We start from the raw sequence: 21,960 nt of genomic DNA, 5'->3' as shown, positions 1-21,960 counted from the left end.
GCTCCTGTTGGCGGTTCGGCGCGCTTGTGGCAGTCGCGGCCGGCCGGGGAAAGCCCTTTTCTGTCATCCGTCGGCGCGGATGATCTGGCCTCCCGCTACGGCAGCAGGTGGGAAAAGCACAAGCGGGGCCACGGCCGCCTTGAACATGTCATCGCAGTTGGGCTTGATGGGGCCCCAACGGATGGAGGAAACGCATGGGCCTGTTCAGTTTCATCAAGGATGCCGGAGCCAAGATCTTCGGTTCGGCCAAGGCGGCGACGCCGGATACGCTGCAGAAGGAACTCGCCGGCCACGGCCTGCCCTCCGATGTCGCGATCAGCATCGATGGCGACAAGGTGAAGGTCTCGGGCAAGGCGATGTCGACCGAGGAGGCCGAGAAGATCATCCTCGCGCTCGGCAACACCGTCGGCATCGCCACCGTCGAGTCCGACCTCGTGGTGACCAAGGAGGTGCCGGCCGCGGTGTTCTACACGGTGAAGAAGGGCGACACGCTCTGGAAGATCGCCGAGGAGCACTATGGCAAGGGCCAGGGCGCGAAATACAACGACATCGTCAAGGCGAACACGCCGCCGGTGAAGAACCCGGATCTTATCCTGCCCGGCTGGGTGCTGCGGATTCCGCCGCAGGCCTGAGCGGACATCGGCTGCGCGATCCGCGACCGCGCCCCCGTGGGGCGCGGTTTTTCATGCGCGGATCCTGCCGCAAGGCCGATCATGGGGGCTTGACGGATTTGGTTGCGTCGGCAACGATCTCCCTCGATCCAGAAGCGGGCGGGCCCCGAGGCCAGACTCGCCGCCGGTCATGCTAAGTTGACGACACTGTCATGCGTGCGTCCCGCCGGGGCGGCGCAGAGAAGCAGCCGACATCCTTGGGAGGGAAGTCATGACGTTTGATCGCCGCCGATTTCTGCTGGGCGCCGGAACGGCCGTCGCCGCGCCGGCCGTGCTGCGCGCCACTCGTGCGAACGCGCAGGAGGTGACGCTGAAGATGCACCATTTCCTGCCGCCGGTCGCGGTGGGGCATGCCCGCTTCCTCAAGCCCTGGGCCGACAAGGTCGCGGCCGAATCCAACGGGCGCATCAAGATCGACATCTTCCCCTCGATGCAGCTCGGCGGCACCCCGCCGCAGCTCTTCGACCAGGCGCGCGACGGCGTCGCCGACCTCGTCTGGACGCTGCCGGGCTACACGCCGGGCCGTTTCACCGGGCTCGAGGCCTTCGAGCTGCCCTTCGTCGCCAACAAGCGGGCGCTGGTGAACTCGCTGGCGCTGACCGAATACGCGCAGCAGAACCTCGCCGCCGAGCTGAAGGACGTGCACCCGATCTGCCTGTGGACGCATGACCACGGTCTGATCCACGCCAACAAGCAGATCAAGACGATGGAGGACCTCAAGGGCCTCAAGCTGCGCTTCCCGACGCGCCTGGCCGGCGAGGCGCTGAAGGCGCTCGGCGCCAACGCCATCGGCATGCCGGTGCCGCAGGTTCCGGAATCGCTGGCGCAGCGCGTCATCGACGGCGCCGTCATCCCCTGGGAGGTGGTGCCCTCGGTGAAGGTGCAGGAGCTGGTGAAGTTCCACACCGAGATCCCGGGCTCGCCGACCTTCTATGTCGCGACCTTCATCCTCGCCATGAACAAGGCGAAGTACGAGGCGCTGGCGCCGGACCTCAAGGCGATCATCGACCGCAATTCCGGCGCCACGGCCGCCGGCATGGCCGGCAAGGTCTGGGACGAGCAGGCCATCGTCGTCTCCGACATGGTGCGCAAGCGCGGCAACACCATCACCGTCATCGAGGAGGCGGAAGCTGCGCGCTGGCGCAAGACGACCGAGCCGGTGATCGAGGCCTGGCTGAAATCGACCAAGGAGAAGGGCCTCGACGGCGAGAAGCTGCTCGCTAGCGCGCGGGCCGCGCTCGCCAAGCACGAAAAGGCGGCGTGACCGGGCCGATGGCGCACGATCGGGGGGAGACTGCGCCATCGGCGTTCGAGAGGACCGTGCAGGGCATCGCCCTGCTCGGTGGCGTGCTGTTGATCACGCTCTCGGCCACGGTGGTGACCAGCGTGACACTGCGTTCCGACCTCGTCGGAAGCGCCGGCGTTCCGGGCGACTTCGAGCTGGTGCAGATGGCGACCGCGATGGCCGCCTTCTGCTTCCTGCCGTGGTGCCAGCTGCGCCGCGGCAACATCTTCGTCGACACCTTCACGCTGAAGCTGTCCGAGCGCTGGCAGCGTCGCATCGATGCCACCTGGGACATCGTCTACGCGCTGGTGATGGCGCTGATCGCCTGGCGCCTGGCGGTCGGTGCGCGCGCCGCGTTCGGCACGGGCGAGACCAGCATGGTGCTGCTGGTGCCGACCTATCTGCCGATCGGGCTCTGTGCCGGTCTGGCGATGCTGGTGTCCGTCACGGCCGTGGTCAGCGCCCGGCGCCTGCTGAGGACGGCGCCATGAGCGGCTTTGCGATGGCGATCACGGGCTTTTCCGTGCTGCTGGCGCTGATGGCGCTGCGGCTGCCGATCGGGCTGGCGATGATGCTGGTCGGCGGCGTCGGCTACATCCAACTCAACGGGCTCGATCCGTTCCTGAACTACATCCGCACCACGCCCTATCAGATCTTCGCCAACTACACGCTCTCGGTGATCCCGCTCTTCGTGCTGATGGGGGCCTTCGCCGAGCGCTCGGGCCTGGCGGGCGACCTGTTCAAGGCAGCGTCCGCCGTCGTCGGCCACCGGCGCGGGGGTCTGGGCATGGCGGTGATCGGCGCCTGCACCGGCTTCGGGGCGATCTGCGGCTCGGCAGTGGCGACGACTGCGACCTTCTCGCGCGCGGCGCTGCCGGAGCTGCGGCGCTACCGTTACGATCCCGGCTTCTCCTGCGGGGTGATCGCGGTCGGCGGCACGCTCGGCATCCTGATCCCGCCCTCGGTCATTCTGGTCGTCTATGCGATCTCGACCGAGCAGAACATCGCCAAGCTGTTCAAGGCGGCGCTGATCCCCGGCCTCATGGCCGCGGCGTTCTATTGCGTCACGATCGGTCTGATGACGCGCCGCCACCCCGAATGGGGCCCGGCCCAGCCGCGCGTCGCCTGGCGCGACCGCATCGGGCCGCTGCTGGGAATCATCCCGGCGCTGCTGGTCGCGCTCGTGGTCGTCGGCGGCATCTATGGCGGCGTGTTCACGCCGACGGAGGGCGCCTCGGTCGGTGCCTTCGTGATGCTGGTCATCGGCCTGGTGCGTCGCACGCTGACGCCGGTCGAGATCCGCCAGGCGATCCTGCAGACCGCCGAGACCTCGGCGATGATCTTCGCGATCCTGCTGGGCGCGGAGATCTTCAATGCCTTCCTGGCGCTGACGCAGGTACCGACCGCGGCGGCGGAGATGATCGCGGCCTCGGGTTTCGCGCCCTATACGGTGCTGATCGGGCTGCTCCTGTTCTACATCGTGCTCGGCGGCGTCATGGACGAGCTGGCGATGATCCTGCTGACGCTGCCGGTATTCTTCCCGATCGTGACGGCGCTCGATTTCGGCATGCCGGCCGACGATGTCGCGATCTGGTTCGGCATCCTCGTGCTGATCGTGGTCGGCATCGGCATGACCTGCCCGCCGATCGGCCTCAACGTGTTCGTCGTGGCGTCGCTGGCGCGCGACGTGCCGGTGACGAGCATCTATCGCGGCGTGCTGCCCTTCGTGATCTCCGACGTCGTGCGGCTGGGCATCGTGGTGGCATTTCCCGCGCTCACCCTCTATCTGGTGAAGCTGCTGGAGTGACCGCGCCGGAGCCTGCCCGTGACCGTGAACGATCTCGACATCGATGACATCAAGGCCGGCCTCGCCGACGGCTCCATCCTCCTCGTCGACGTCCGCGAGCCGCATGAATTCGCGGCCGGCCATATTCCGGGTTCGGTCTCGCGGCCGCTCTCGCGCTTCGATCCTGCCGACCTGCCCAACGAGCCGGGCAAGCGGCTGGTGCTGTCCTGCGCCGCCGGCGTCCGCTCGCTGCGGGCGCTCGAATTCGCGCAGTCGGCCGGGCTTGACGTCGACAGCCACTATCTCGGCGGCTTCCGCGACTGGGTCATGCGGGGCGAACCGGTCGCCGGCTGATCGGGCTGCGCCGATCGGCCGCGTTGCGCCGCGCGCATCACGGCACGCTTCTGGCCGGGGCTGACGGCGGCTTTCTCCTGAGCCAGTGTTTCATTCGACCAATCTGAGGGACTTCGACCATGCGCCCCATGAAATTCGGATTCGGACAGCCGGTCCGCCGCGTCGAGGACCAGCGCCTGACCACGGGCGCGGGACGCTATACGGACGACACCGCCGTCGAGGGCGCGCTGCATGGCTTCGTCCTGCGCTCGCAATATGCCCATGCCACCTTCCGGATTCGCGACACGGAGACGGCGCGGCGGATGAAGGGCGTGAAGCTCATCCTGACCGGCGAAGACGTCGCCCATCTCGGCGATCTGCCCTGCAAGGGCCTGATCAAGACACTGTCCGGTGAACCCGTGACGCCGCTGCCCGTCCCGGTGCTGCCGACCGACATCGTCCGCCATGTCGGCGAGGCGGTGGCCTTCATCGTCGCCGAGACGCTCGACCAGGCGCGCGACGCCGCCGAGGCGATCGACATCGAATGGACGACGCTGCCGTCGGTCACCGGGATCGAGGAGGCGCTCGCCCCCAAGGCGCCGCAGATCTGGCCGGACCGTCCGGGCAATGTCGCCTTCGAGGCGGAGCAGGGCGACAAGGCAAAGACCGACGCCGCCTTCGCCAAGGCCGATCGCACGATCGCCGTCACCATCGTCAACAACCGGCTGGCCTCCAACTACATGGAGACACGCGCCTGCATCGCCGAATACGACAAGGCGACGAAGCGCTGGACGCTGACGCTCGGGAGCCAGGGCAGCCATGGCACGCGCGACATCCTCGCCAAGAGCATCCTCAAGGTCGATCCGTCGCGCATCCGCGTGGTGACGCCGGATGTCGGCGGCGGCTTCGGCACCAAGATCTTCATGTATCGCGAATACCCGCTGACCATGGTCGCGGCGGAGAAGCTCAAGCGCCCCGTGCGCTGGGTCGCCGACCGCACCGAGCATTTCCTCGCCGACACCCATGGCCGGGCCAATCTCGCCACCGCGACGATGGCGCTCGACAAGCGCGGCAAGTTCATCGCCCTGAAGGTCGATCTCGCCGCCGAGATGGGCGCCTATCTCTCGCAGTATGGGCCCTTCATCCCCTGGGTCGGCACTACGATGACGCCGGGCTGCTACAACATCCCCGCGGTGCATGTGCGCTTCCGTGGCGTGCTGACCAATACGATGGCGGTCGATGCCTATCGCGGCGCGGGGCGCCCCGAGGCCGCCTATCTGATCGAGCGGCTGGTCGATGCCATCGCCCGCGAGACGGGCAAGACCCCGGACGCCGTGCGCGCGCTCAACTTCGTCAAGCCGGGCGAGATGCCCCACAGGACGCAGACCGGGCCGGTCTATGATTCCGGCGAGTTCGAGGGCCATATGCGCCGCGCCATGGAGGTGGCGGACTGGAAGGGCTTCAAGACCCGCCTCAAGGCGGCCAACAAGGCCGGCAAGATCCGCGGCATCGGCATGGCCAGCTATATCGAGGCCTGCGGCGGCGGCGGCCCCGAGAGCTCGACGGTGATCCTCGAGAAGGACGGCATGGTCACCGTGCTGATCGGCACGCAGTCGAACGGGCAGGGGCACGAGACCGCCTATTCGCAGCTCGTCTCGCAGCATCTCGACATCCCCATGGACCGCATCCGCGTGATCCAGGGCGACACCGACAAGGTCGAGACCGGCTCGGGCACGGGCGGCTCGCGCTCGATCCCCGTCGGCGGCGCGGCGCTCGACAAGGCGACCGCGATCCTCTCGGACAACCTCAAGCAGCTCGCCTCCGAGAAGCTTGAGGCCGGCCTCGGCGATCTCGAGATCGTCGACGGCGCCGTGCGCGTCGTCGGCACCGACAAGGCGCTAGACCTTGCCGCCATCGCGGCGCTGCCCGGCGCCACCAGCGAGATGCTGCGGGTGCATCAGAGCTGGCAGCCGCCAGAGGCGACCTATCCGAACGGCACCCATGTCTGCGAGCTGGAGATCGACCCGCAGACCGGCGCGACGGAGATCGTCAACTACGTCGTCGTCGACGATTTCGGCATGACGCTGAACCCGATCATGCTGCAGGGCCAGGTCCATGGCGGCGCGGCGCAGGGCATCGGCCAGGCGCTGATGGAGGAGATCCGCTTCGACTCCTCCGGCCAGATGCTGACGGCGACCTTCATGGACTATGCGCTGCCGCGCGCCGTCGACATCCCCAACTTCCATTTCGAGACGCGCAATGTCCGCTGCGTCACGAATGAGCTGGGCGTGAAGGGGGCGGGCGAGGCCGGTGCCATCGGCGCCTGCCCGGCGGTGATGAACGCGATGGTCGATGCGCTCGACCGTGCCGCGGGCATCAAGGCCATCGACATGCCGGCGACGCCGCTCAAGGTGTTCAACGCGCTGAAGGATGCGGGGTATCGGCTCTGACGCAAGGGCAGTCTTGCGTCAGCGCAAGACTGCTCACGCGAATGGCACTTGGCGGCGGAAGCGCAATAGGTTGATCTGGAACGGTTCCAATCGGCGCCATTCCGGCAGCCGAAGCCTTCAGGGAAGCACCATGATCCGCACCATCGTCGTCGCCGCCGTTCTGGGACTGGGCGTCACTGCCGTCCTCGCCCAGTCCGACCCGATCACCGAGCGCCGCAACGCGATGAAGGCCGTCGGTGCGGCCACCCGCGACGGCGCGGCGATCGCCAAGGGCGAGGCACCCTTCGAGGCGGCCAAGGCGCAGGCGATCGCCAAGGCCTATATCGACTCGGCCAAGAAGATGCCGGGTCTCTATCCCGACAACTCGAAGACCGGCGGCGAGACCACAGCCGCGCCGAAGATCTGGGAAGACCAGGCCGGCTTCAAGGCCGCCTTCGTCAAGTTCGAGGCCGACGCCGCCGCCGTTGGAACGGCGGCCGACGTCGCCGCCTTCCGCACCGCCTTCGGCAATGCCACGAAGAACTGCGGCAGCTGCCACGAGGTCTACCGCATCAAGAAGTGACGCCGGTCCCGGCGGCGGCCGGCCAGCCGCCGCGTCGGGCCGAGCGAGGGAGCCTTCCGGCTTCCGTCACGTTGTGCTGACATGCCCGCGTCGCAGCCTCCGCTGCGGTGCGGGTTCGTCGCTTGCCATGGAGTTCCGATATGCTGCGCCTCCGCCGTCTGCTGGTCACGCTCGTGCTGCTGGCGGCGGTGGGATTGGGCGGCTTCTATCTGCTCACCGATCCGCGCATCGTCTCGCCATCGCCCCAGATCGGTGCGCTGGGCGCCGCGGACCTCGAGAACGGGCGCATCCTGTTCGCGGCCGGGGGCTGTGCCTCCTGCCACGCCACGCCGAACCAGGACGACAAGCTGAGGCTCGGCGGCGGGCTGGCGCTGGAATCGCCCTTCGGCACCTTCCACGCCCCCAACATCTCGCCCCACACCCGCGACGGTATCGGCAATTGGGGCGTTCAGGATTTCGTCGATGCGATGGCGGCCGGCGTCTCGCCGCGCGGCCAGCACTATTATCCGTCTTTCCCCTACACCTCCTACCGGCTGATGCCGCCCAAGGCGCTGGCCGATCTCTTCGCCTATATCCGCACGCTCACCCCGGTCGAGGGCCGCGCGCCGGCGCATGAGCTGCCGTTCCCGTTCAACATCCGGCGCATCGTCGGCGGCTGGAAGCTGCTGTTTTTCGAAGGCGCGGCGTTCCAGCCCGACCCGTCGAAGAGCGAGGAATGGAACCGCGGCGCCTATCTGGTGAACGGGCCGGGCCACTGCGCCGAATGCCACTCCAACCGTAACGTGCTGGGTGCCATCATCACCGCGACGCGCTTCGCCGGTGGGCCGGACCCGGAGGGGAAGGGCTTTGTCCCCAACATCACCCAGACGCCCGAGGCGCTCGGCAAATGGTCGAAGGGCGAGATCGCCGAACTGCTGAAGAGCGGCTTCACGCCGAGCTTCGACAGCGTCGGCGGCACGGTGGCCGCTGTGGTGCGCAACACGGCGCAACTGCCCGAGGCCGACCGCCAGGCGATGGCGGAGTATCTGAAGTCGCTGCCGGCCGTGCAGGGCCCGCCGCGACCGGTGAAGACGGGTGGGTGACGAGGGAGGGCCGCTTCAGGCTTTCTCAGGCCACGAATCGGGTGTTCTCGGAGGTCTCTGCTCGGGATCGACGACCGTCACCCGCGGTGCGTTCGCCTCGTTCCAACGCCAGAGCGCCACACAGTGTCCGCCAGGCGACATGAAGGATGGATAGACGACACCGTCCCAGGTCGCGGCCTGCAGCCGCCCGGCGAGCTGGTGGGTGGGAGGCACTCGTCCGGCGTCGCTTTCAAGACGCCAGGCGGTCGCGTGGATCGCCGTCGTCAGGCCGATGGTCGCGAGGTTGTCCGGCACGGTCAGATCGAAGAGACGGGCGCCGAAAACCTCCAGCATGGCGATCAGGGCCGGATGCTGGGTCAGGCCCTGATTGTACTCCGCCCAGGCGGTCGACATCTCGCAGGCGGCATAGAGGCATGGCTGTCCGACGGCGTTCCAGCGGCCGCCATAGCGCGCGGCTCCGTCTCCCGAGAGCGGCAGATAGGACCAGCGTGGCACATAGGCGCGCCACAGGACCCAATCCGCCGCCGCGCCGGGCTCAGGAATAGACACCCGCGCGGACCGATTCGAGGTAGTCCAGAACGCGGTCGCTCTTGCCCTCGCGAACCAGATCATGCGCCGTCTTCCCGCCCCAGCCGGGGAGGGGTTGGTGCTTGAACCAGATCGCCGCACGATCCTCGTCGCCGGCCATCTCGGCCGCCATGGCAATGATCCGCACCAGCGGGCTCAGGGCGGCATCGACACGGCGCCGGCCCGATTTGGCCGTGAGCGTGGTGCGCGCGACCCCGATCATCGCGGCGATGTCCGTCAGCGGCAGCCCAAGCCTTTCAGAGACGCGGCGTGCCGAGAGGTATGGCTGGCCGGCCTCGCGGAAGCTCGTCGCTCTCAGTTCCAGCGCCGGAGTCATGTCGCAAATCCTGCAGCCATTGATCAGTTGATGATCAATATGCGCTCAGGTTGGGGCGGTAACAAGGTTGCGGTGCGGTGCCACTGGACCAAGGCCTTGATCGCTGACCGAGACCTTTGCCTACTCCATCACCGCCGCCTTGAGGATGCAGACCATCATCGCGGTGCCGGGCTCGGTGCCGACGCAGCGGACGATGTGGCGGCGGTCGCAGCGATAGCGCAGCGTCTCGCCGGCCTTGGCGCGCTGGACGATGTCGCCGACCTCGACCTCGAACTCGCCTGAGGTGACCGAGAGCGACTCGATCGAGCCGCGCTGGTGGCCTTCGGAATCGAGTTCGCCCCCGGGCTCCGACTGGACATCATACCATTGCAGCCATTCGACGGTCTTGATCCAGCCGACGATGGCGAGCTTGAGCTTGCCGTCCTCGGAGACCAGGATCGGGGTGTCGGCACGGGCGGTCTTCTCGATGAAGGGCTCTTCCTCGCCGCTGGAGAGCACCCGCTCGATCGAGATGTCGAGCGCCTGGGAGAGCCGCCAGATCGTCGCCAGCGTCGGGTTGGTCTCGTTGCGCTCGATCTGGCTGATGATCGACTTGGCGACGCCCGACTGCTCGGCGAGCTCCGACAGCGAGAAGTTATAGGCCTTGCGCAGGCGCTGGATCGTCTTGCCGAGCTGCCCCGAGATGACGTGAGCCCCGGATTCGAACTCGCGTCCGCCACGCTCTTTCGTCTCGATGCCCATGAGGATCGGCCTGCCTGGTCTGTCGGATCGTTTGCACGATCGAACGAAAATGTTTGTCTGACCGGACAATGCCCGCTGCGGTGGCGCGGGGCAAGCCGGATGGGCGGCTTCGACCGGCCGGCGGTGCGCGTCGGCTCAGGTCGGGCGCGTCGAGCCGATCTCGCGCTGCTCGCGCTTGAGCAGGCCCAGCCGCTGCTCGCGCAGGATGACGTAGATTCCCGACGCGATGACGATGGTCGCCCCGATCAGGATGGTCCAGACCGGCCATTCGCCGAAGACGAACCAGCCGATCAGCACGGCCCAGATCATGGTCGAGTATTCGAAGGGCGCGATCAGCGAGGCGTCGCCGAAGCGGTAGGCCTGGACGAGCAGGATCTGGCCGAAGCCGCCGAGGATGCCGATCGCCACCAGCATGGCGGCCTCCGTCAGGTCCGGCATGCGCCAGCCGAAGGCGAGCGTGATCAGGCCGAGCGCGCTGGTCAGCAGCATGAAATAGAAGACGATGGCGCCGGTGCTTTCCGTCTTGGTCAGCAGGCGCACCTCGATCGAGGCGAAGGCGGAGCAGAAGGCGCCGGCGAGGCCGAGCGCCGCGCCGAGCGCCGGGCCGGCCTGAAGCCCCTTCGAAAGTGCACCGCCTGAGAGATGCGGCGAGAGCATGATCAGCACGCCGACGAAGCCGACGGTGACCGCGCTCCAGCGATAGATCCGGACGCGCTCCTTCAGCACCAGCGCCGCCAGCACGACGACGCCGAGCGGCGCGGCATAGCCGAGCGCGACCGCATCCGAGAGCGGCAGGAACTGCAGCGCCGCGAAGCCGCAGAACATGCCGGTCGAGCCGATGACGCCACGCTTGAAATGGCCGCGCAGATTGCGGGTCTTCAGCGCGCCCGGCAGTTCGGAGCGCCAGGCCAGCCAGATCAGCAGCGGAATCAGCGCGAAGAAGGAGCGGAAGAAGACCAGTTCCCCGGTCGGGTAGCGCGACGACATGTGCTTGATGGCGGCCGACATCAGCGTGAAGGCCAGCGCCGAGAGCAGTTTCAGGCTGATGCCGAGAAGCGGGGACAAGGGACCGGCGCGGTGGGAGGAGCCAAGCGCGGCACGGGCCGCGAGTCGCTTGTTTAGACCACGTCCAGACCGGGCTTCAAAGCGCCCAGCCTGCAACCCCGCTAGGCGGTCCGCGGCGGGGCGGGGGGCTGGCGCTCGCCGCCTCGGTTTCCCTCGGCCCTCATCCTGAGGAGCGCTCCGCAGGAGCGCGTCTCGAAGGATGGTTCAGCAGGCTCCGGATGCATCTGGAGCATCCTTCGAGACGCCGCTTCGCGGCTCCTCAGGATGAGGGCTGAGCGCAGGGGAGCCGACCTCAGAAACTCCCCCGGAACGCCCCGCCGTCGATCAGGATGTTCTGGCCGGTGATGTAGCCGGCATGGGCGCTGGCGAGGAAGGCGCAGAGCTTCCCGAACTCGTCGGCCTGGCCGAAGCGCCCGGCCGGCACGTCGGCGCGGCGGGCCTGCGCCATCTCCTCGACACTCAGCCCCTTCATCGCGGCCATCTTGGTCAGCCCGCCCTTCAGCCGATCGGTGTCGAACATGCCGGGCAGGATGTTGTTGATCGTGACATTGGCATGGGCGACCTCGCGGGCCACGCCGGAGAGGAAGGCGGTCAGCCCGGCGCGGGCGGCCGAGGAGACGTCGAGCCCGGTCAGCGGCGTCAGCACGCTCGCCGAGGTGATGTTGACGATGCGTCCGAAGCGCCGGGCGATCATGCCGTCGACCACCCGCTGCACGAGCTCCAGCGGGGTCGCCATGTTCTGGACGACGCCCTCGAGAAGTGCCTCGCGCGACACATCGCGAAACGGTTTCGGCGGAGGGCCGCCATTGTTGTTGACCAGGATGTCGGGTTCGGGGGCGGCGGCGAGCAGGGCGTCCTGCCCGGCGCGGGTCGAGACGTCGGCGACGACGGCAATCACGGTCGCGCCGGTGCTGGAGCGGATCTGGCTCGCCGTCGCCTCGAGCGTCGAGCCGTCGCGTCCATTGATGACGACGGTGCAGCCGGCCTCGGCCAGCGCTTGGGCGCAGCCGCGGCCGAGCCCTTTGCTGGAGGCACAGACAATGGCCGTACGGCCTGAAATTCCCAGATCCATCGCATTCCTCCGGAGGCTTTTCTCATCGAGCGGCAGACAGACCACGGATCGCCGGGCCCGTCATCAAAGCGCAACGCAAATCAGACACATGCCGGACGCATCGCAACAGGATGGGCCGGGTGGCATGGGCGACGAGGACGACGCGAAGCAGGTTCGCAGCATCTTCATCTCGGATCTCCACCTGGGCACCCGCGGGGCTCAGGCCGATCTGGTCCTCGAATTCCTGCGCGCCTACGATGCGCCGCAGATCTATCTGGTGGGCGACATCATCGACGGCTGGCGGCTGAAGAGCGGCTGGTATTTCCCGCAGTCGCACAACGACGTCATCCAGAAGCTGCTCCGCAAGGTCCGCAAGGGCTCGAAGCTGACCTATGTCACGGGCAACCACGACGACTTCCTGCGCGACTTCACCGGGCTGCAGTTCGGCGGCATCACGCTGGTCGACGAGGTCATCCACGAGACGGCCGACGGCAAGCGCCTGCTCGTCATCCATGGCGACCTGTTCGACCTCGTGGTGCGCAACGCCAAATGGCTCGCGCTCCTCGGCGACTGGGCCTACACGCTCGCGCTGGCCTCGAACGCGGTGGTCAACCGGGTGCGGCGGCTGCTCAACCTGCCGCACTGGTCGCTCTCGGCCTGGGCCAAGAACAAGGTCAAGAACGCGGTCAACTACATCGGCGAGTTCGAGGTCTGCCTCGCCGCCGAGGCGCGCCGGCACCAGGCCGACGGCGTGGTCTGCGGGCACATCCACCATGCCGCCTTCCGCGAGATCGAGGGGCTGACCTACATCAACACCGGCGACTGGGTCGAAAGCTGCACGGCGGTCGTCGAGCATCACGACGGGCGCTTCGAGATGATCCGCTGGCCGCAAGGGCGCCTCAAGGGACAGGCCGCGGTGCCGGTCGTCGTCCCGGCGCGTCCGCAGACCGTGCCGGCCCTGGTCGAGGCGGCCTGATGATGCGCGTCATGATCGCGACGGACGCCTGGCGCCCGCAGATCAATGGCGTGGTCCGCTCGCTGGAGCGGATGGCGGAGGCGGCGCCCGATTTCGGCGTGACGGCGCGGATGCTGACGCCGGAGGGCTTCCGCCAGATCGGCCTGCCGAGCTACCCCGACATCCGCATCGCGCTGGCGACGCAGCGGGCGATCGCCGAGCGCATCGCCGATTTCGGGCCCGACCATATCCATATCGCGACCGAAGGGCCGATCGGCTGGCTGACGCGGGGCGTCTGCCTCGCCCAGAAGCGGCAGTTCACCACGAGCTATCACACGCGCTTCCCGCAATATGTCGCGGCGCGCTGGCCGATCCCCGAAAGCTGGAGCTATGGCTTCCTGCGGCGCTTCCATGGACCGGCGGCGGCCGTGATGGTCTCGACCGCCACCGTCGAGGCGGAGCTGCGCCAGCATGGTTTCGGTAACATCGTGCGCTGGGGGCGGGGCGTCGATCTCGCGCTGTTCCATCCCCGGCCGCAGAGCGTGCTCGATCTGCCGCGCCCGATCTTCCTCAGCGTCGGCCGGGTCGCGGTCGAGAAGAATCTCGACGCCTTCCTGTCGCTGCGGCTGCCGGGCAGCAAGGTCGTGGTCGGCGACGGGCCGGCGCGGGCGGATCTGCAGCGGGCCTATCCGGACGTGACCTTCCTGGGCACGCGGGAGGGCGAGGATCTGGCCGCGATCTACGCCTCCTCGGACGTGTTCGTGTTCCCGAGCCTGACCGACACCTTCGGCATCGTGCTGCTGGAGGCGGTCGCCAGCGGGCTGCCGGTCGCGGCCTTTCCCGTGCAGGGGCCGATGGACGTCTTCGCCGGCAGCGGCGCGGCGGTGCTCAACGAGGATCTGCGGGCAGCCGCGCTGCAGGCGCTGCGCATCCCGCGCGAGACCTGTCTCGATCTCGCGGCGCGCCATGGCTGGCAGGCGAGCGCGGCGCAGTTCTACGGCCATATCCGCCGGGTCGCGCGGCCCCAGGGCGCCCCCGACCTCACAGCCTTCGCGAGCGCTTGTGCCTTGGAAGGCCGGGAGCCGCGCCGTCTGACGGCTTGAGCTGGATGCGGAAGCCGTCGCGCCGCTCGTGGATCGAGGCGATCACGAACCCCACGGGCACGCCGAGCCCGACGAGCGCCGCCTCCGAGAGCTGAAGGCTGGCCTCGATCGTCTCAGGCACGGCGTCATTGACGCCGAGCTTGTAGAGATGGCGGGCATGATCGGCGTCGCGGGCCCGCGCGACGATGACGATGTCCGGCCGCAGCTCGCGCGCCGCCAGGACGGTGGCGTCGACGGCGCGGGGGGTGTCGATGGTGACGATCAGCGCCGTCGCCTCGCCGATGCCGCACAGGCGCAGGAAATCCGCGCGGGTGGCGTCGCCATAGAAGGCCGGCCGCCCGGCGCGGCGCTGCGCCGCGATCAGGGCCGCGTCCGAATCGATCACGATATAGGGCTTGCCATGCTCCTCCAGCATGCTGCCGACGAGCTGGCCGACGCGCCCGCCACCGACGACGATGGCGCGCGCCGAATGGTCGTCGGGCGGCAGGATCAGGGCCTCCTCCGGCAGGACCACGGGAACGGCGAGCGTCCGCGCCAGGCTGCGGGCCAGGCGGGCGAGCAGCGGCAGGGCGATCATGGTCAGGGAGACACTGGCGAGAACGAGACTCGCGGGCGTCTGGTCCAGCAGCTTGGCCGCGACCGCGCCGTTGAGCAGCACGAAGGCGAACTCGCCGCCGGGGCCGACCATGATCGCGGTTTCGAGCGCGGTGGCCTTCGAGAGGCGCAGCATGCGGGCGAGGCCGAAGACCAGCAGCGATTTCGCGGCGAAGAGGCCCACCGCGATGCCGAGGATGGCGTAGGGATGGGCGGCGAGTTCGGCCGGGTTCACGCCCATGCCGACGGTGAGGAAGAAGACGCCGATCAGCAGCGACTTGAACGGCTCGATCGTGACCTCGATGGCGCGGCGGTACTCGGTCTCGGCGAGCAGCAGCCCGGCGATGAAGGCGCCCAGCCCCATGGAGAGCCCGGCGGCGGCGGCGATCATGCCGGTGCCGAGCGCGATCAGCAGCGTCGCCGCCATGAAGCTCTCGGAGGAATCGGTCGAGGCGACCAGGCGAAACAGCGGCCGCAGCGCCCGCCCGCCGACGAGCACGATCGCGGCGATGGCGGCGAAGGCCTGGAACAGCGCCTGAGCGAGGCCCGCCAGCAGCGAGCCGCCGCCCTCCTGCGCGCCGAGCACGCTGACCAGGAAGAGCAGGGGCACGACCGCGATGTCCTGGCTGATCAGCACGGCGAAGCTGGCGCGGCCGGCCGAGGAGGTCATCCGCTTCTTGGCCGAGAGCAGCTCCACGACCATCGCCGTCGAGGACAAGGCGAGGCCGAAGCCGATGATCAGCGCCGCCGTGGTCGGCTGTCCCAGCGCATAGGCGACGCCCCCGATCGCCGCCGCCGACAGGACGATCTGCCCGAGGCCGAGCCCGAAGACGAGGCGCCGCATGGTCTTGAGACGCTCGAAGGAGAGTTCCAGCCCGATCACGAAGAGCAGAAAGGCGACGCCGAGCTCGGCGGGGCCGGCCAGCGCCTCGGGGCTGGAGACGGTGATAGTGCTCAGCAGCGGGACCGAGGAGACCAGACCGCCCAGGCCGAAGGGGCCGAGCAGGGCGCCGCAGGCCATGAAGGCGACGACCGAGTTGATCTTGAAGCTCTTGGCGAAGGGCACGATGACGCCCGCCGTGGCGAGCACCACGGCAGCATCCTTGTAGACGGAAGGGTCGACGGTCGCGGCCAAGAGGGCGCCTTGCGATTCGCGGGGACAAAAGGGGCTAGGCGACTGTGCGGTTTCGACCACGCCGACACAACCATTGCGGCGCAGCATCGGCGCGATATTCGCTCGTCCGGCCGAGGGCTTAGCCTCGCCGGCTTGCCCGGAGCCGATGCGAGGCGGTTCCCTGACGGACGCTTCCGGGCTAGCGTCCGGCGCTCCCGTTCAGAAGGCTCGCGCATGCGTTTCACCGGCACCGAGAACTATGTCGCCACCGAGGACCTGACGGTGGCGGTCAACGCAGCGATCCGGCTTGAGCGCCCGCTGCTGGTCAAGGGCGAGCCCGGCACCGGCAAGACCGTGCTCGCCGAGGAGATCGCCGCCGCGCTGGGCGCGCCGCTGATCACCTGGCACGTCAAGTCGACGACCAAGGCGCAGCAGGGCCTCTACGAGTACGACGCGGTCAGCCGCCTGCGCGACAGCCAGCTCGGCGACCCCCGTGTCTCGGACATCGCCCACTACATCCGGCGCGGCAAGCTCTGGGAGGCCTTCGTCGCCCCGGTGCGCCCGGTGCTGCTGATCGACGAGATCGACAAGGCCGATATCGAGTTCCCCAACGACCTCCTGCTCGAGCTCGACCGCATGGAGTTCCATGTCTACGAGACCGGCGAGACCATCCGGGCGGTGCAGCGGCCGGTGATCATCATCACCTCCAACAACGAGAAGGAGCTGCCCGACGCTTTCCTGCGCCGCTGCTTCTTCCACTACATCCGCTTTCCCGACGCGCAGACGATGCAGGCCATCGTCGAGGTGCATTTCCCCGGCATCAAGAAGCGGCTGATGGAGGAGGCGCTGAAGCTGTTCTTCGAGGTGCGCGAGGTGCCCGGCCTGAAGAAGAAGCCCTCGACCTCGGAGCTGCTCGACTGGCTGAAGCTGCTGGTGGCCGACGAGATGACGCCGGAGATGCTGCGCGAGCGCGACCCGCGCAAGCTGATCCCGCCGCTGCACGGCGCACTCCTGAAGAACGAGCAGGATGTCTCCCTGTTCGAGAAGCTGGCGTTCATGGTCAGGCGCGAGGGGCGGTGAGGGAGCCGGCTGGCAGTCCTTCGCAGGGCGGGATCGCCGTGGCCAGGTCGATCTTGGGATCGATCGCGCGCGCCGCCGCGCTCAGGTCGAAATCGCGCATCAGCAAGACATAGTCCTGCGTTTCTGACGTTCTGAGATAGCCGGTCATGGTGATCGGTCTGGCGGAGAGTTCTCCGGTTCGGCAGGCCTTGTCGGCACCGAGCGAGAGGCTGCCGCGGTTGCCGTCGTTGTGCGGACCGGCGAACATCTCCTCGCGGAACGCGCCCAGCCGGCCGACATCGGCAGCGCTGAGCTTGAACAGCGTGAAGCGTCGTCCCGGCGTCACGAGAACCGGCAGGGATGCGAGTTCCGCCGCGTCGCGCACCTCTTCCAGCACGGCCTTGCGCTCATGGCGCCCGCCATCCTTCGCCATCGCGACGATGGTCATCGTGACGCCTCCCGGCAGGGGGCGGACGTCGGCCGGCAGGCTGATCCCGGCGCGCAACTGCGACAACTCCGTCGTGCGAATGTCGATCTTCGAGAGCTTCGGCAGGGATGCCAGGGGAACATGGCCGCAGCCGGCTACGAGGCTGGCGAGCAGGAGGCCGGCGAGAGGAGCGAGACGCATCGAGGGGGCTCATCAGATTTGTGATTGACGCGAAATAATTCGTCTCTTACTTTAATTTTGTCAATCGAGGAAATCATTATGGCGATGCCGTTCCAATCCGCTGCGACGTTTCCCCCCGATGCCGCCATGCGCCTGCGAAAGGTCAGTCTCTGGGCTCGTGGTTTCAGCTATGCCGCCGGGGCGCTGATGGTCTTCGGCCTGATCTGGCTCTGGACCGATGCCGATGCGCTCTTCCAGCATGCCCGCAGCACGATCGGGCTGCGGGACGCCCTGATCGCGCCCTCGCCGAGGGGCTACTGGGCCGCGTTCGGTCTCGCCTGGATTCCCGCGCTGCTCTTCGTTCTGGCGATGCTGAGGCTGGGGACGCTGTTTCGCGCCTTCGGCGAGGGCAGGGTCCTCGTCGACGAGAATGCGGCTTCGCTGCTGCGCGTAGGCTGGCTCCTGGTGGCCTGCGGCGCCGCCACCCCCGTGGTGCGGGCCCTGCAGAGCATCGCCATGACCATCGACAACCCGCCGGGGCAGAGGCATCTGGCGATCACGCTCGATCCCGGTGTCTTCGCCGCCATGGCTGCGGGCGCGGCGCTGATCGCCTTCGGCCATGTGCTGCGCGAGGCGATCCGTCTGTCGGACGAGAATCAGAGTTTCGTGTAAGCCGCCGTCATGCCCGTCGTCGTCGAACTCGATATCATGCTCGCGCGCCGCAAGATGCGGTCGAAGGAACTCGCCCAGCGCATCGGGCTGACCGAGCAGCAGGTGTCGCAGCTCAAGTCCGGGAAGGTGCGCGGCATGCGTTTCGACACGCTCTCGCGCATCTGCGCCGTGCTGCAATGCCAGCCGGGAGACCTGCTTCGCTATGAGCCGGGCGAAGAACCCGACGAGGTCGACGACGCGGATTGAGGGCCGACGGAACCGCCTTCCGCTGCCTCGCGTCCTTGCCTCTTCCTCCTGTCCTTCACTTTCTGTTAAGACGTCCGGCGTTCCTTGCCGGTGACGAGGGGCCGCCGGCTGCGGTGGCCCTCCGCCCGAAATCAGGAGGCCGCCGCTCGATGCGCGCCAAAACTGCTGCCGAAGCCGTCCGTTCCGCGGGCTTTCTCCGTCACCGCCGCAAGGCGATCCCGCTGCTGATGGTCCTGGCCGCTCCGGCGCTCGGCGCCTGCAGCGTGTCGCCGGTCGAGACCGCCGCGACCAAGCCGACCCCGACCGCCACCAAGCCTCACGAGAAGCGCAAGCAGGCGATCGAGCTGGCCAAGGCCGATCCGCGCGAGAAGGAGTGTCTCGTCCGCGCGATGTATTTCGAATCGAACCGGTCGAGTGAGTCGGGCCTGCTCGGCGTCGGCACGGTGGTGCTGAACCGGGTCGAATCCGCGCGCCAGCCGGAGACGATCTGCAGCGTCGTCGGCGCGCCGCGGCAATTCGCGCCGGGCGTGCTGACGCGGTCGATGTCGCCGCGCGACCTGCCGAAGGTCGCGGCCGTCGCCGAGGATATCCTGGCCGGCAAGCGCAACGAGGCGGTCGGCAACGCCAAGCACTTCCATATGGCCGGCCTGCGCTTCTCGTATCCGAACATGCATTACGTCACCGTCGCCGGCGGCAATGCCTTCTATGTGAAGGGGGAGCGCCCCGAGCGTCGCCGCATCGAGGAGCCGAGCTACCAACTCGCCGGGACCTCCACGCCGATCGAGACCAGCGCCTCCTCGGTGCCGACCTCCTTCGCCAGCGCGCCGCTCGCCTTCGCGCCCCAGGCGCCGGCCGCCGTCGAGCCGGTTGTTCTGGCGGCGAATGTCCTCGTCACCGCGCCGCTGCCGCCCGGTCGGCCGATGGATCTTGGCCTGACCCGGAAGACGGCGTCGGCCAGCCCGGAGGCGCGCGATCTGCGCTTTGCCGCGCTCATGCCGGAGAGCCGCGGCCTGCGCGGCAGCCTCAGGCAGGACTGACCCTCGGGCCTGCCGCCGTCGCAGGCTCGGGCGCAGGCTTCAGACCCAGCCCAGAAGGGGCCGCCCGCCCAGCGCGGCGGCGAGCGCCGTCAGCGTCACCGCCGCATAGACCGTCGCGAAGGCCGCGACGGCCATCACGCCGGGTCGCGTCGCCGACGTCAGCCGCCAGACCAAGAGCCCGAAGAGCGGGACGAATTGCAGCGCGTGCAGGCCGAGGAAATGCGGCAGGCGCAGATCGCCGACCTCGAGCGACCAGCCGAGGAACGGAACCGTGGCGTGGTTCGGCGGCACGGCCCCGACATAATGCCCGCTGGGGCTGCCGCCCATCGCGAAGCCGCTGACGATGCCGAGCACCGCCGTCAGGGCCAGCCCGCCGACGAGCGACCAGCGCAGCACCGCTGGCATCGCCACCGCGTCGCGGCGGGTCAGCCCATAGGCCAGGACGGCGGGCGCGGCCGTGAACATCACGGCGCCCAGCCCCATCAGGCTGTAGAGCGCGGCGCCCAGCGGGCTGTCGGTGTTGTAATGCGAGGCCTCCACCCGCGAGGCCCGCCAGGCGATGTAGAGCACCTCGCCGATCAGGGGGACGATCACCGGCCAGATCAGGTAGCGCCCGGCCAGGCTGGCGCGAAAGCGCTCGCCGGCGAGCGGGACGAACAGCGCCAGCGTCAGCATGAACAGCGCCGCCGAGAGCGCGAATTTCAGCGGCTTGATCCAGGTGCTGACGCCCTGGAACAGGCGCGGGTCGAGCGCCCAGGCCAGCGCCAGCGGCAGCGCCAGGAGGAGCATGGCGAAGGCGGCGGCGGCCAGGCGCGGCTCGATCTCGAGCGCCCGCAGCCAGGCCGGCAGCCGCGCCTGCAGCCGTGCGATCCGGTCCTCGCGCGCGCTGCGGACGCTCGCCTCCAGCCAGAGATAGGCGAGGTAGCCGAGCGGGCCGAACAGGAAGGTCAGCAGCAGCACCGGCACGATCAGGCCGTGCGCGATGGCCTGGTCTTGCGAGCGCCGCAGCACCCAGGTCCCGACGAGGAGGTCGAAGGCGAGGTAATGCACCCAGCCGGCCAGCAGGAGGGGGCGCGAGCCGAAGAGCGCGGCGACCTGATCGAGCGAGCCGAAGCCGCCGACGGCCCCCTGCCAATGCATGAGGATGAGGACGGCATAGCCGAGCGACAGGATGGCGGGGATGACGAGGCCGGCCAGCCGGACGGAAAGGCCGCGCCAGCGCGGCAGCAGGATCAGGCCCGCCCAGCCCGCCATCGCAAGAGCGCCGGCTGCGGAGAAGGCGGCGTCGAGGTCGAGCGGGCCCATCACCATCCCCCATCTATACAGTGTCAAGTTGTTCCTCTGGCGTAAGGCGCTATCTTGATGCTGTCAAGATGAGCGGCTGCGGCCGCAGGAGACCGACGGCATGGCGGAGAAGCGGGGGGCGGGGCGCGACGGCTATCACCATGGCGATCTTCGCCAGGCGATGATCGACGCGGCGGAGGCCGTGCTCGCCGAGCGGGGCGTCGGTGGCTTCACGCTGCGCGAATGTGCGCGGCGGGCGGGTGTCTCGGCGGCGGCGCCGGCGCATCATTTCGGCAATCTCGCCGGGCTCCTGACGGCGGTCGCGACGCTCGGCTTCGACGGTCTCTCCGATGCGATGGATGCCGCCGCGTCGCGGGCGAGTGCCGCGGGCGGCAGCCGGCTCGCGGCGATCTGCCGGGCCTATCTGGAGACCGCGCTCGCCCGGCCGGGCCGTTTCCGCGTCGTGTTCGGGCGCCGGGAGCTCGACAAGGAGGATCCCGAGATGCAGCGCGCCGGGGCGCGGGCCTTCGGCATCCTGGTTGCTGAGACGCGCGCCCATCGCGCCGGGCTGGCCGCGCCGCCGCCGGGCCCGCTGCCGTCGGAGACCGCCAAGGCGGCGGATTTCGCCGAAATCCTGCTGGCCTGGTCGGTGACCCATGGTTTCACGACGCTGCTGATCGACGGCCAGTTCGATTTTCTCGTGGGCGAGGACGGAGGCGAGGCGATGCTCGACCTGTTCTCGCAGCGCCTGATGCGCCTGCTCGGCGCGGCGCTGGCGCCCGACGCGGCTCTCGCAAATCGCGGCCACGATGGTTAGATGGCGGACATGCGCCGCCTGATGCTCCTCCGCCATGCGAAGTCGAACTGGCCCGAAGGCGTGGCCGATCGCGAGCGGCCGCTCGCCACGCGGGGGCGCGAGGCTGCCCCCGTGATGGGGCGCTATCTCGCCGAGGAATTGCTGCTGCCGGATCTTGTGCTGGTCTCGCCGGCGCGCCGGACGCAGGAGACCTGGCATCTCGTGGCGCCGATGCTGCCGGAGAAGCCGGCGGTGCAGCACGAGCCGCGCATCTACGAGGCCAAGACGCCGCGCCTGCTCGAGGTGGTGCAGGAGACCGGGCCGGTGGTGCGGACGCTGCTGATGATCGGCCACAACCCCGGGTTCGAGGAGCTGGCGGCGCTGCTGACCGGCCATGGTGACCGCTATGCGGCGGCGCGCATGAGCCAGAAATACCCGACCTGCGGGCTCGCGGTGCTCGACTTCGCGGTCGATGACTGGCGCGATGTCGCGGCCCGCAGCGGGCGGCTCGACCGCTTCGTGACACCGGCCTCGCTCGGCGAAGGCCCGGACGAGTGAGCCTG

The 21,960-nt window shown here is 68.7% G+C and carries 24 protein-coding genes; 16 read left to right on the top strand and 8 right to left on the bottom strand.

What is annotated here, in order from left to right; translation table 11 throughout:
* Positions 1-194: 194 nt before the first annotated feature.
* From lysM to BSY19_RS20530, 8 genes are all read left to right on the top strand, one after another.
* Positions 195-632, top strand: a complete 438-nt coding sequence (lysM, locus tag BSY19_RS20565; protein ID WP_069055765.1) for a peptidoglycan-binding protein LysM — start codon at positions 195-197, stop codon at positions 630-632.
* Between the two features lie 250 nt (positions 633-882).
* A complete protein-coding gene (locus BSY19_RS20560; RefSeq protein ID WP_069055764.1) occupies positions 883-1,935 on the top strand; it encodes a TRAP transporter substrate-binding protein in 1,053 nt (350 codons plus the stop codon).
* Positions 1,936-1,991: 56 nt separating this feature from the next.
* Entirely contained in the window at positions 1,992-2,447 is a 456-nt protein-coding gene (locus BSY19_RS20555) for a TRAP transporter small permease (protein ID WP_171905182.1), read from the top strand.
* Complete coding sequence (locus BSY19_RS20550) at positions 2,444-3,763, top strand: TRAP transporter large permease (protein ID WP_069055763.1); 1,320 nt, start codon at positions 2,444-2,446, stop codon at positions 3,761-3,763. The genes BSY19_RS20555 and BSY19_RS20550 overlap by 4 nt, the downstream gene beginning before the upstream one ends.
* 18 nt (positions 3,764-3,781) lie before the next feature.
* Positions 3,782-4,096 (top strand): rhodanese-like domain-containing protein, encoded by a 315-nt coding sequence (locus tag BSY19_RS20545; protein WP_069055762.1) that lies wholly within the window; start codon positions 3,782-3,784, stop codon positions 4,094-4,096.
* Positions 4,097-4,215: 119 nt separating this feature from the next.
* A complete protein-coding gene (locus BSY19_RS20540) occupies positions 4,216-6,525 on the top strand; it encodes a xanthine dehydrogenase family protein molybdopterin-binding subunit (RefSeq protein WP_069055761.1) in 2,310 nt (769 codons plus the stop codon).
* A gap of 130 nt (positions 6,526-6,655) precedes the next feature.
* The gene (locus BSY19_RS20535; protein ID WP_069055760.1) at positions 6,656-7,087 is read left to right on the top strand and encodes a c-type cytochrome; all 432 of its coding nucleotides are present in this window, start codon (positions 6,656-6,658) and stop codon (positions 7,085-7,087) included.
* 140 nt (positions 7,088-7,227) lie between these two features.
* Entirely contained in the window at positions 7,228-8,169 is a 942-nt protein-coding gene (locus tag BSY19_RS20530) for a c-type cytochrome (RefSeq protein WP_069055759.1), read from the top strand.
* A 15-nt stretch (positions 8,170-8,184) separates the two neighbouring features.
* Here BSY19_RS20530 and BSY19_RS20525 read toward each other — a convergent pair whose 3' ends face one another.
* From BSY19_RS20525 to BSY19_RS20505, 5 genes are all read right to left on the bottom strand, one after another.
* Positions 8,185-8,712 carry an RES family NAD+ phosphorylase gene (locus BSY19_RS20525; protein WP_069057275.1) on the bottom strand — a complete coding sequence of 176 codons (528 nt, stop codon included), beginning with the start codon at positions 8,710-8,712 and terminating at the stop codon, positions 8,185-8,187.
* Positions 8,705-9,073: an MbcA/ParS/Xre antitoxin family protein gene (locus BSY19_RS20520; RefSeq protein WP_069055758.1), complete on the bottom strand. Its 369-nt coding sequence runs from the start codon at positions 9,071-9,073 to the stop codon at positions 8,705-8,707. The genes BSY19_RS20525 and BSY19_RS20520 overlap by 8 nt, the downstream gene beginning before the upstream one ends.
* A gap of 120 nt (positions 9,074-9,193) precedes the next feature.
* Positions 9,194-9,814, bottom strand: a complete 621-nt coding sequence (locus tag BSY19_RS20515; RefSeq protein ID WP_069055757.1) for a helix-turn-helix domain-containing protein — start codon at positions 9,812-9,814, stop codon at positions 9,194-9,196.
* Positions 9,815-9,949: 135 nt separating this feature from the next.
* A complete protein-coding gene (locus tag BSY19_RS20510) occupies positions 9,950-10,879 on the bottom strand; it encodes a DMT family transporter (protein ID WP_069055756.1) in 930 nt (309 codons plus the stop codon).
* Between the two features lie 292 nt (positions 10,880-11,171).
* Complete coding sequence (locus BSY19_RS20505) at positions 11,172-11,951, bottom strand: SDR family oxidoreductase (protein ID WP_069055755.1); 780 nt, start codon at positions 11,949-11,951, stop codon at positions 11,172-11,174.
* A gap of 124 nt (positions 11,952-12,075) precedes the next feature.
* Between BSY19_RS20505 and BSY19_RS20500 the strand changes: the two genes are divergently transcribed.
* The gene (locus BSY19_RS20500; RefSeq protein WP_069055754.1) at positions 12,076-12,906 is read left to right on the top strand and encodes a UDP-2,3-diacylglucosamine diphosphatase; all 831 of its coding nucleotides are present in this window, start codon (positions 12,076-12,078) and stop codon (positions 12,904-12,906) included.
* A 2-nt stretch (positions 12,907-12,908) separates the two neighbouring features.
* Entirely contained in the window at positions 12,909-13,988 is a 1,080-nt protein-coding gene (locus tag BSY19_RS20495; protein ID WP_083247961.1) for a glycosyltransferase family 4 protein, read from the top strand.
* On the opposite strand, the gene BSY19_RS20490 is transcribed toward BSY19_RS20495, so the two are convergent.
* On the bottom strand, positions 13,927-15,717 hold the full coding sequence (locus BSY19_RS20490; protein WP_069055752.1) for a cation:proton antiporter domain-containing protein: 1,791 nt from the start codon (positions 15,715-15,717) through the stop codon (positions 13,927-13,929). The genes BSY19_RS20495 and BSY19_RS20490 overlap by 62 nt on opposite strands.
* Positions 15,718-15,930: 213 nt before the next feature.
* Here BSY19_RS20490 and BSY19_RS20485 point away from each other — a divergent pair, with 213 nt between their 5' ends.
* Positions 15,931-16,776, top strand: a complete 846-nt coding sequence (locus BSY19_RS20485) for an AAA family ATPase (protein WP_069055751.1) — start codon at positions 15,931-15,933, stop codon at positions 16,774-16,776.
* Here BSY19_RS20485 and BSY19_RS20480 read toward each other — a convergent pair.
* Positions 16,757-17,383 (bottom strand): hypothetical protein, encoded by a 627-nt coding sequence (locus tag BSY19_RS20480; RefSeq protein WP_069055750.1) that lies wholly within the window; start codon positions 17,381-17,383, stop codon positions 16,757-16,759. The genes BSY19_RS20485 and BSY19_RS20480 overlap by 20 nt on opposite strands.
* Before the next feature lie 126 nt (positions 17,384-17,509).
* Between BSY19_RS20480 and BSY19_RS20475 the strand changes: the two genes are divergently transcribed.
* From BSY19_RS20475 to BSY19_RS20465, 3 genes are all read left to right on the top strand, one after another.
* On the top strand, positions 17,510-18,034 hold the full coding sequence (locus BSY19_RS20475) for a DUF2975 domain-containing protein (protein ID WP_171905181.1): 525 nt from the start codon (positions 17,510-17,512) through the stop codon (positions 18,032-18,034).
* Between the two features lie 9 nt (positions 18,035-18,043).
* Positions 18,044-18,280 (top strand): helix-turn-helix domain-containing protein, encoded by a 237-nt coding sequence (locus BSY19_RS20470; protein ID WP_069055748.1) that lies wholly within the window; start codon positions 18,044-18,046, stop codon positions 18,278-18,280.
* A 149-nt stretch (positions 18,281-18,429) separates the two neighbouring features.
* Positions 18,430-19,317: a cell wall hydrolase gene (locus BSY19_RS20465; protein ID WP_069055747.1), complete on the top strand. Its 888-nt coding sequence runs from the start codon at positions 18,430-18,432 to the stop codon at positions 19,315-19,317.
* Between the two features lie 39 nt (positions 19,318-19,356).
* Here BSY19_RS20465 and BSY19_RS20460 read toward each other — a convergent pair whose 3' ends face one another.
* The gene (locus tag BSY19_RS20460; RefSeq protein ID WP_150129679.1) at positions 19,357-20,649 is read right to left on the bottom strand and encodes an ABA4-like family protein; all 1,293 of its coding nucleotides are present in this window, start codon (positions 20,647-20,649) and stop codon (positions 19,357-19,359) included.
* Positions 20,650-20,722: 73 nt separating this feature from the next.
* On the opposite strand from BSY19_RS20460, the gene BSY19_RS20455 reads away from it, so the two are divergent.
* On the top strand, positions 20,723-21,418 hold the full coding sequence (locus tag BSY19_RS20455) for a TetR/AcrR family transcriptional regulator (protein WP_069055745.1): 696 nt from the start codon (positions 20,723-20,725) through the stop codon (positions 21,416-21,418).
* Positions 21,419-21,427: 9 nt separating this feature from the next.
* Positions 21,428-21,955: a SixA phosphatase family protein gene (locus BSY19_RS20450; protein WP_069057274.1), complete on the top strand. Its 528-nt coding sequence runs from the start codon at positions 21,428-21,430 to the stop codon at positions 21,953-21,955.
* Positions 21,956-21,960 lie beyond the last annotated feature (5 nt).

The sequence above is a fragment of the Bosea sp. RAC05 genome, assembly GCF_001713455.1.
Classification (GTDB): Bacteria; Pseudomonadota; Alphaproteobacteria; order Rhizobiales; family Beijerinckiaceae; genus Allobosea.
This window is presented reverse-complemented; position numbering and strand designations above follow the sequence as displayed.

Coding starts and splice junctions, on each gene's coding strand:
- lysM (WP_069055765.1), top strand. CDS start 195: ATGGGCCTGTTCAGTTTCATCAAGGATGCCGGAGCCAAGATCTTCGGT.
- BSY19_RS20560 (WP_069055764.1), top strand. CDS start 883: ATGACGTTTGATCGCCGCCGATTTCTGCTGGGCGCCGGAACGGCCGTC.
- BSY19_RS20550 (WP_069055763.1), top strand. CDS start 2,444: ATGAGCGGCTTTGCGATGGCGATCACGGGCTTTTCCGTGCTGCTGGCG.
- BSY19_RS20540 (WP_069055761.1), top strand. CDS start 4,216: ATGCGCCCCATGAAATTCGGATTCGGACAGCCGGTCCGCCGCGTCGAG.
- BSY19_RS20535 (WP_069055760.1), top strand. CDS start 6,656: ATGATCCGCACCATCGTCGTCGCCGCCGTTCTGGGACTGGGCGTCACT.
- BSY19_RS20530 (WP_069055759.1), top strand. CDS start 7,228: ATGCTGCGCCTCCGCCGTCTGCTGGTCACGCTCGTGCTGCTGGCGGCG.
- BSY19_RS20520 (WP_069055758.1), bottom strand. CDS start 9,073: ATGACTCCGGCGCTGGAACTGAGAGCGACGAGCTTCCGCGAGGCCGGC.
- BSY19_RS20515 (WP_069055757.1), bottom strand. CDS start 9,814: ATGGGCATCGAGACGAAAGAGCGTGGCGGACGCGAGTTCGAATCCGGG.
- BSY19_RS20505 (WP_069055755.1), bottom strand. CDS start 11,951: ATGGATCTGGGAATTTCAGGCCGTACGGCCATTGTCTGTGCCTCCAGC.
- BSY19_RS20500 (WP_069055754.1), top strand. CDS start 12,076: ATGGGCGACGAGGACGACGCGAAGCAGGTTCGCAGCATCTTCATCTCG.
- BSY19_RS20495 (WP_083247961.1), top strand. CDS start 12,909: ATGCGCGTCATGATCGCGACGGACGCCTGGCGCCCGCAGATCAATGGC.
- BSY19_RS20485 (WP_069055751.1), top strand. CDS start 15,931: ATGCGTTTCACCGGCACCGAGAACTATGTCGCCACCGAGGACCTGACG.
- BSY19_RS20480 (WP_069055750.1), bottom strand. CDS start 17,383: ATGCGTCTCGCTCCTCTCGCCGGCCTCCTGCTCGCCAGCCTCGTAGCC.
- BSY19_RS20475 (WP_171905181.1), top strand. CDS start 17,510: ATGCGCCTGCGAAAGGTCAGTCTCTGGGCTCGTGGTTTCAGCTATGCC.
- BSY19_RS20470 (WP_069055748.1), top strand. CDS start 18,044: ATGCCCGTCGTCGTCGAACTCGATATCATGCTCGCGCGCCGCAAGATG.
- BSY19_RS20465 (WP_069055747.1), top strand. CDS start 18,430: ATGCGCGCCAAAACTGCTGCCGAAGCCGTCCGTTCCGCGGGCTTTCTC.
- BSY19_RS20455 (WP_069055745.1), top strand. CDS start 20,723: ATGGCGGAGAAGCGGGGGGCGGGGCGCGACGGCTATCACCATGGCGAT.
- BSY19_RS20450 (WP_069057274.1), top strand. CDS start 21,428: ATGCGCCGCCTGATGCTCCTCCGCCATGCGAAGTCGAACTGGCCCGAA.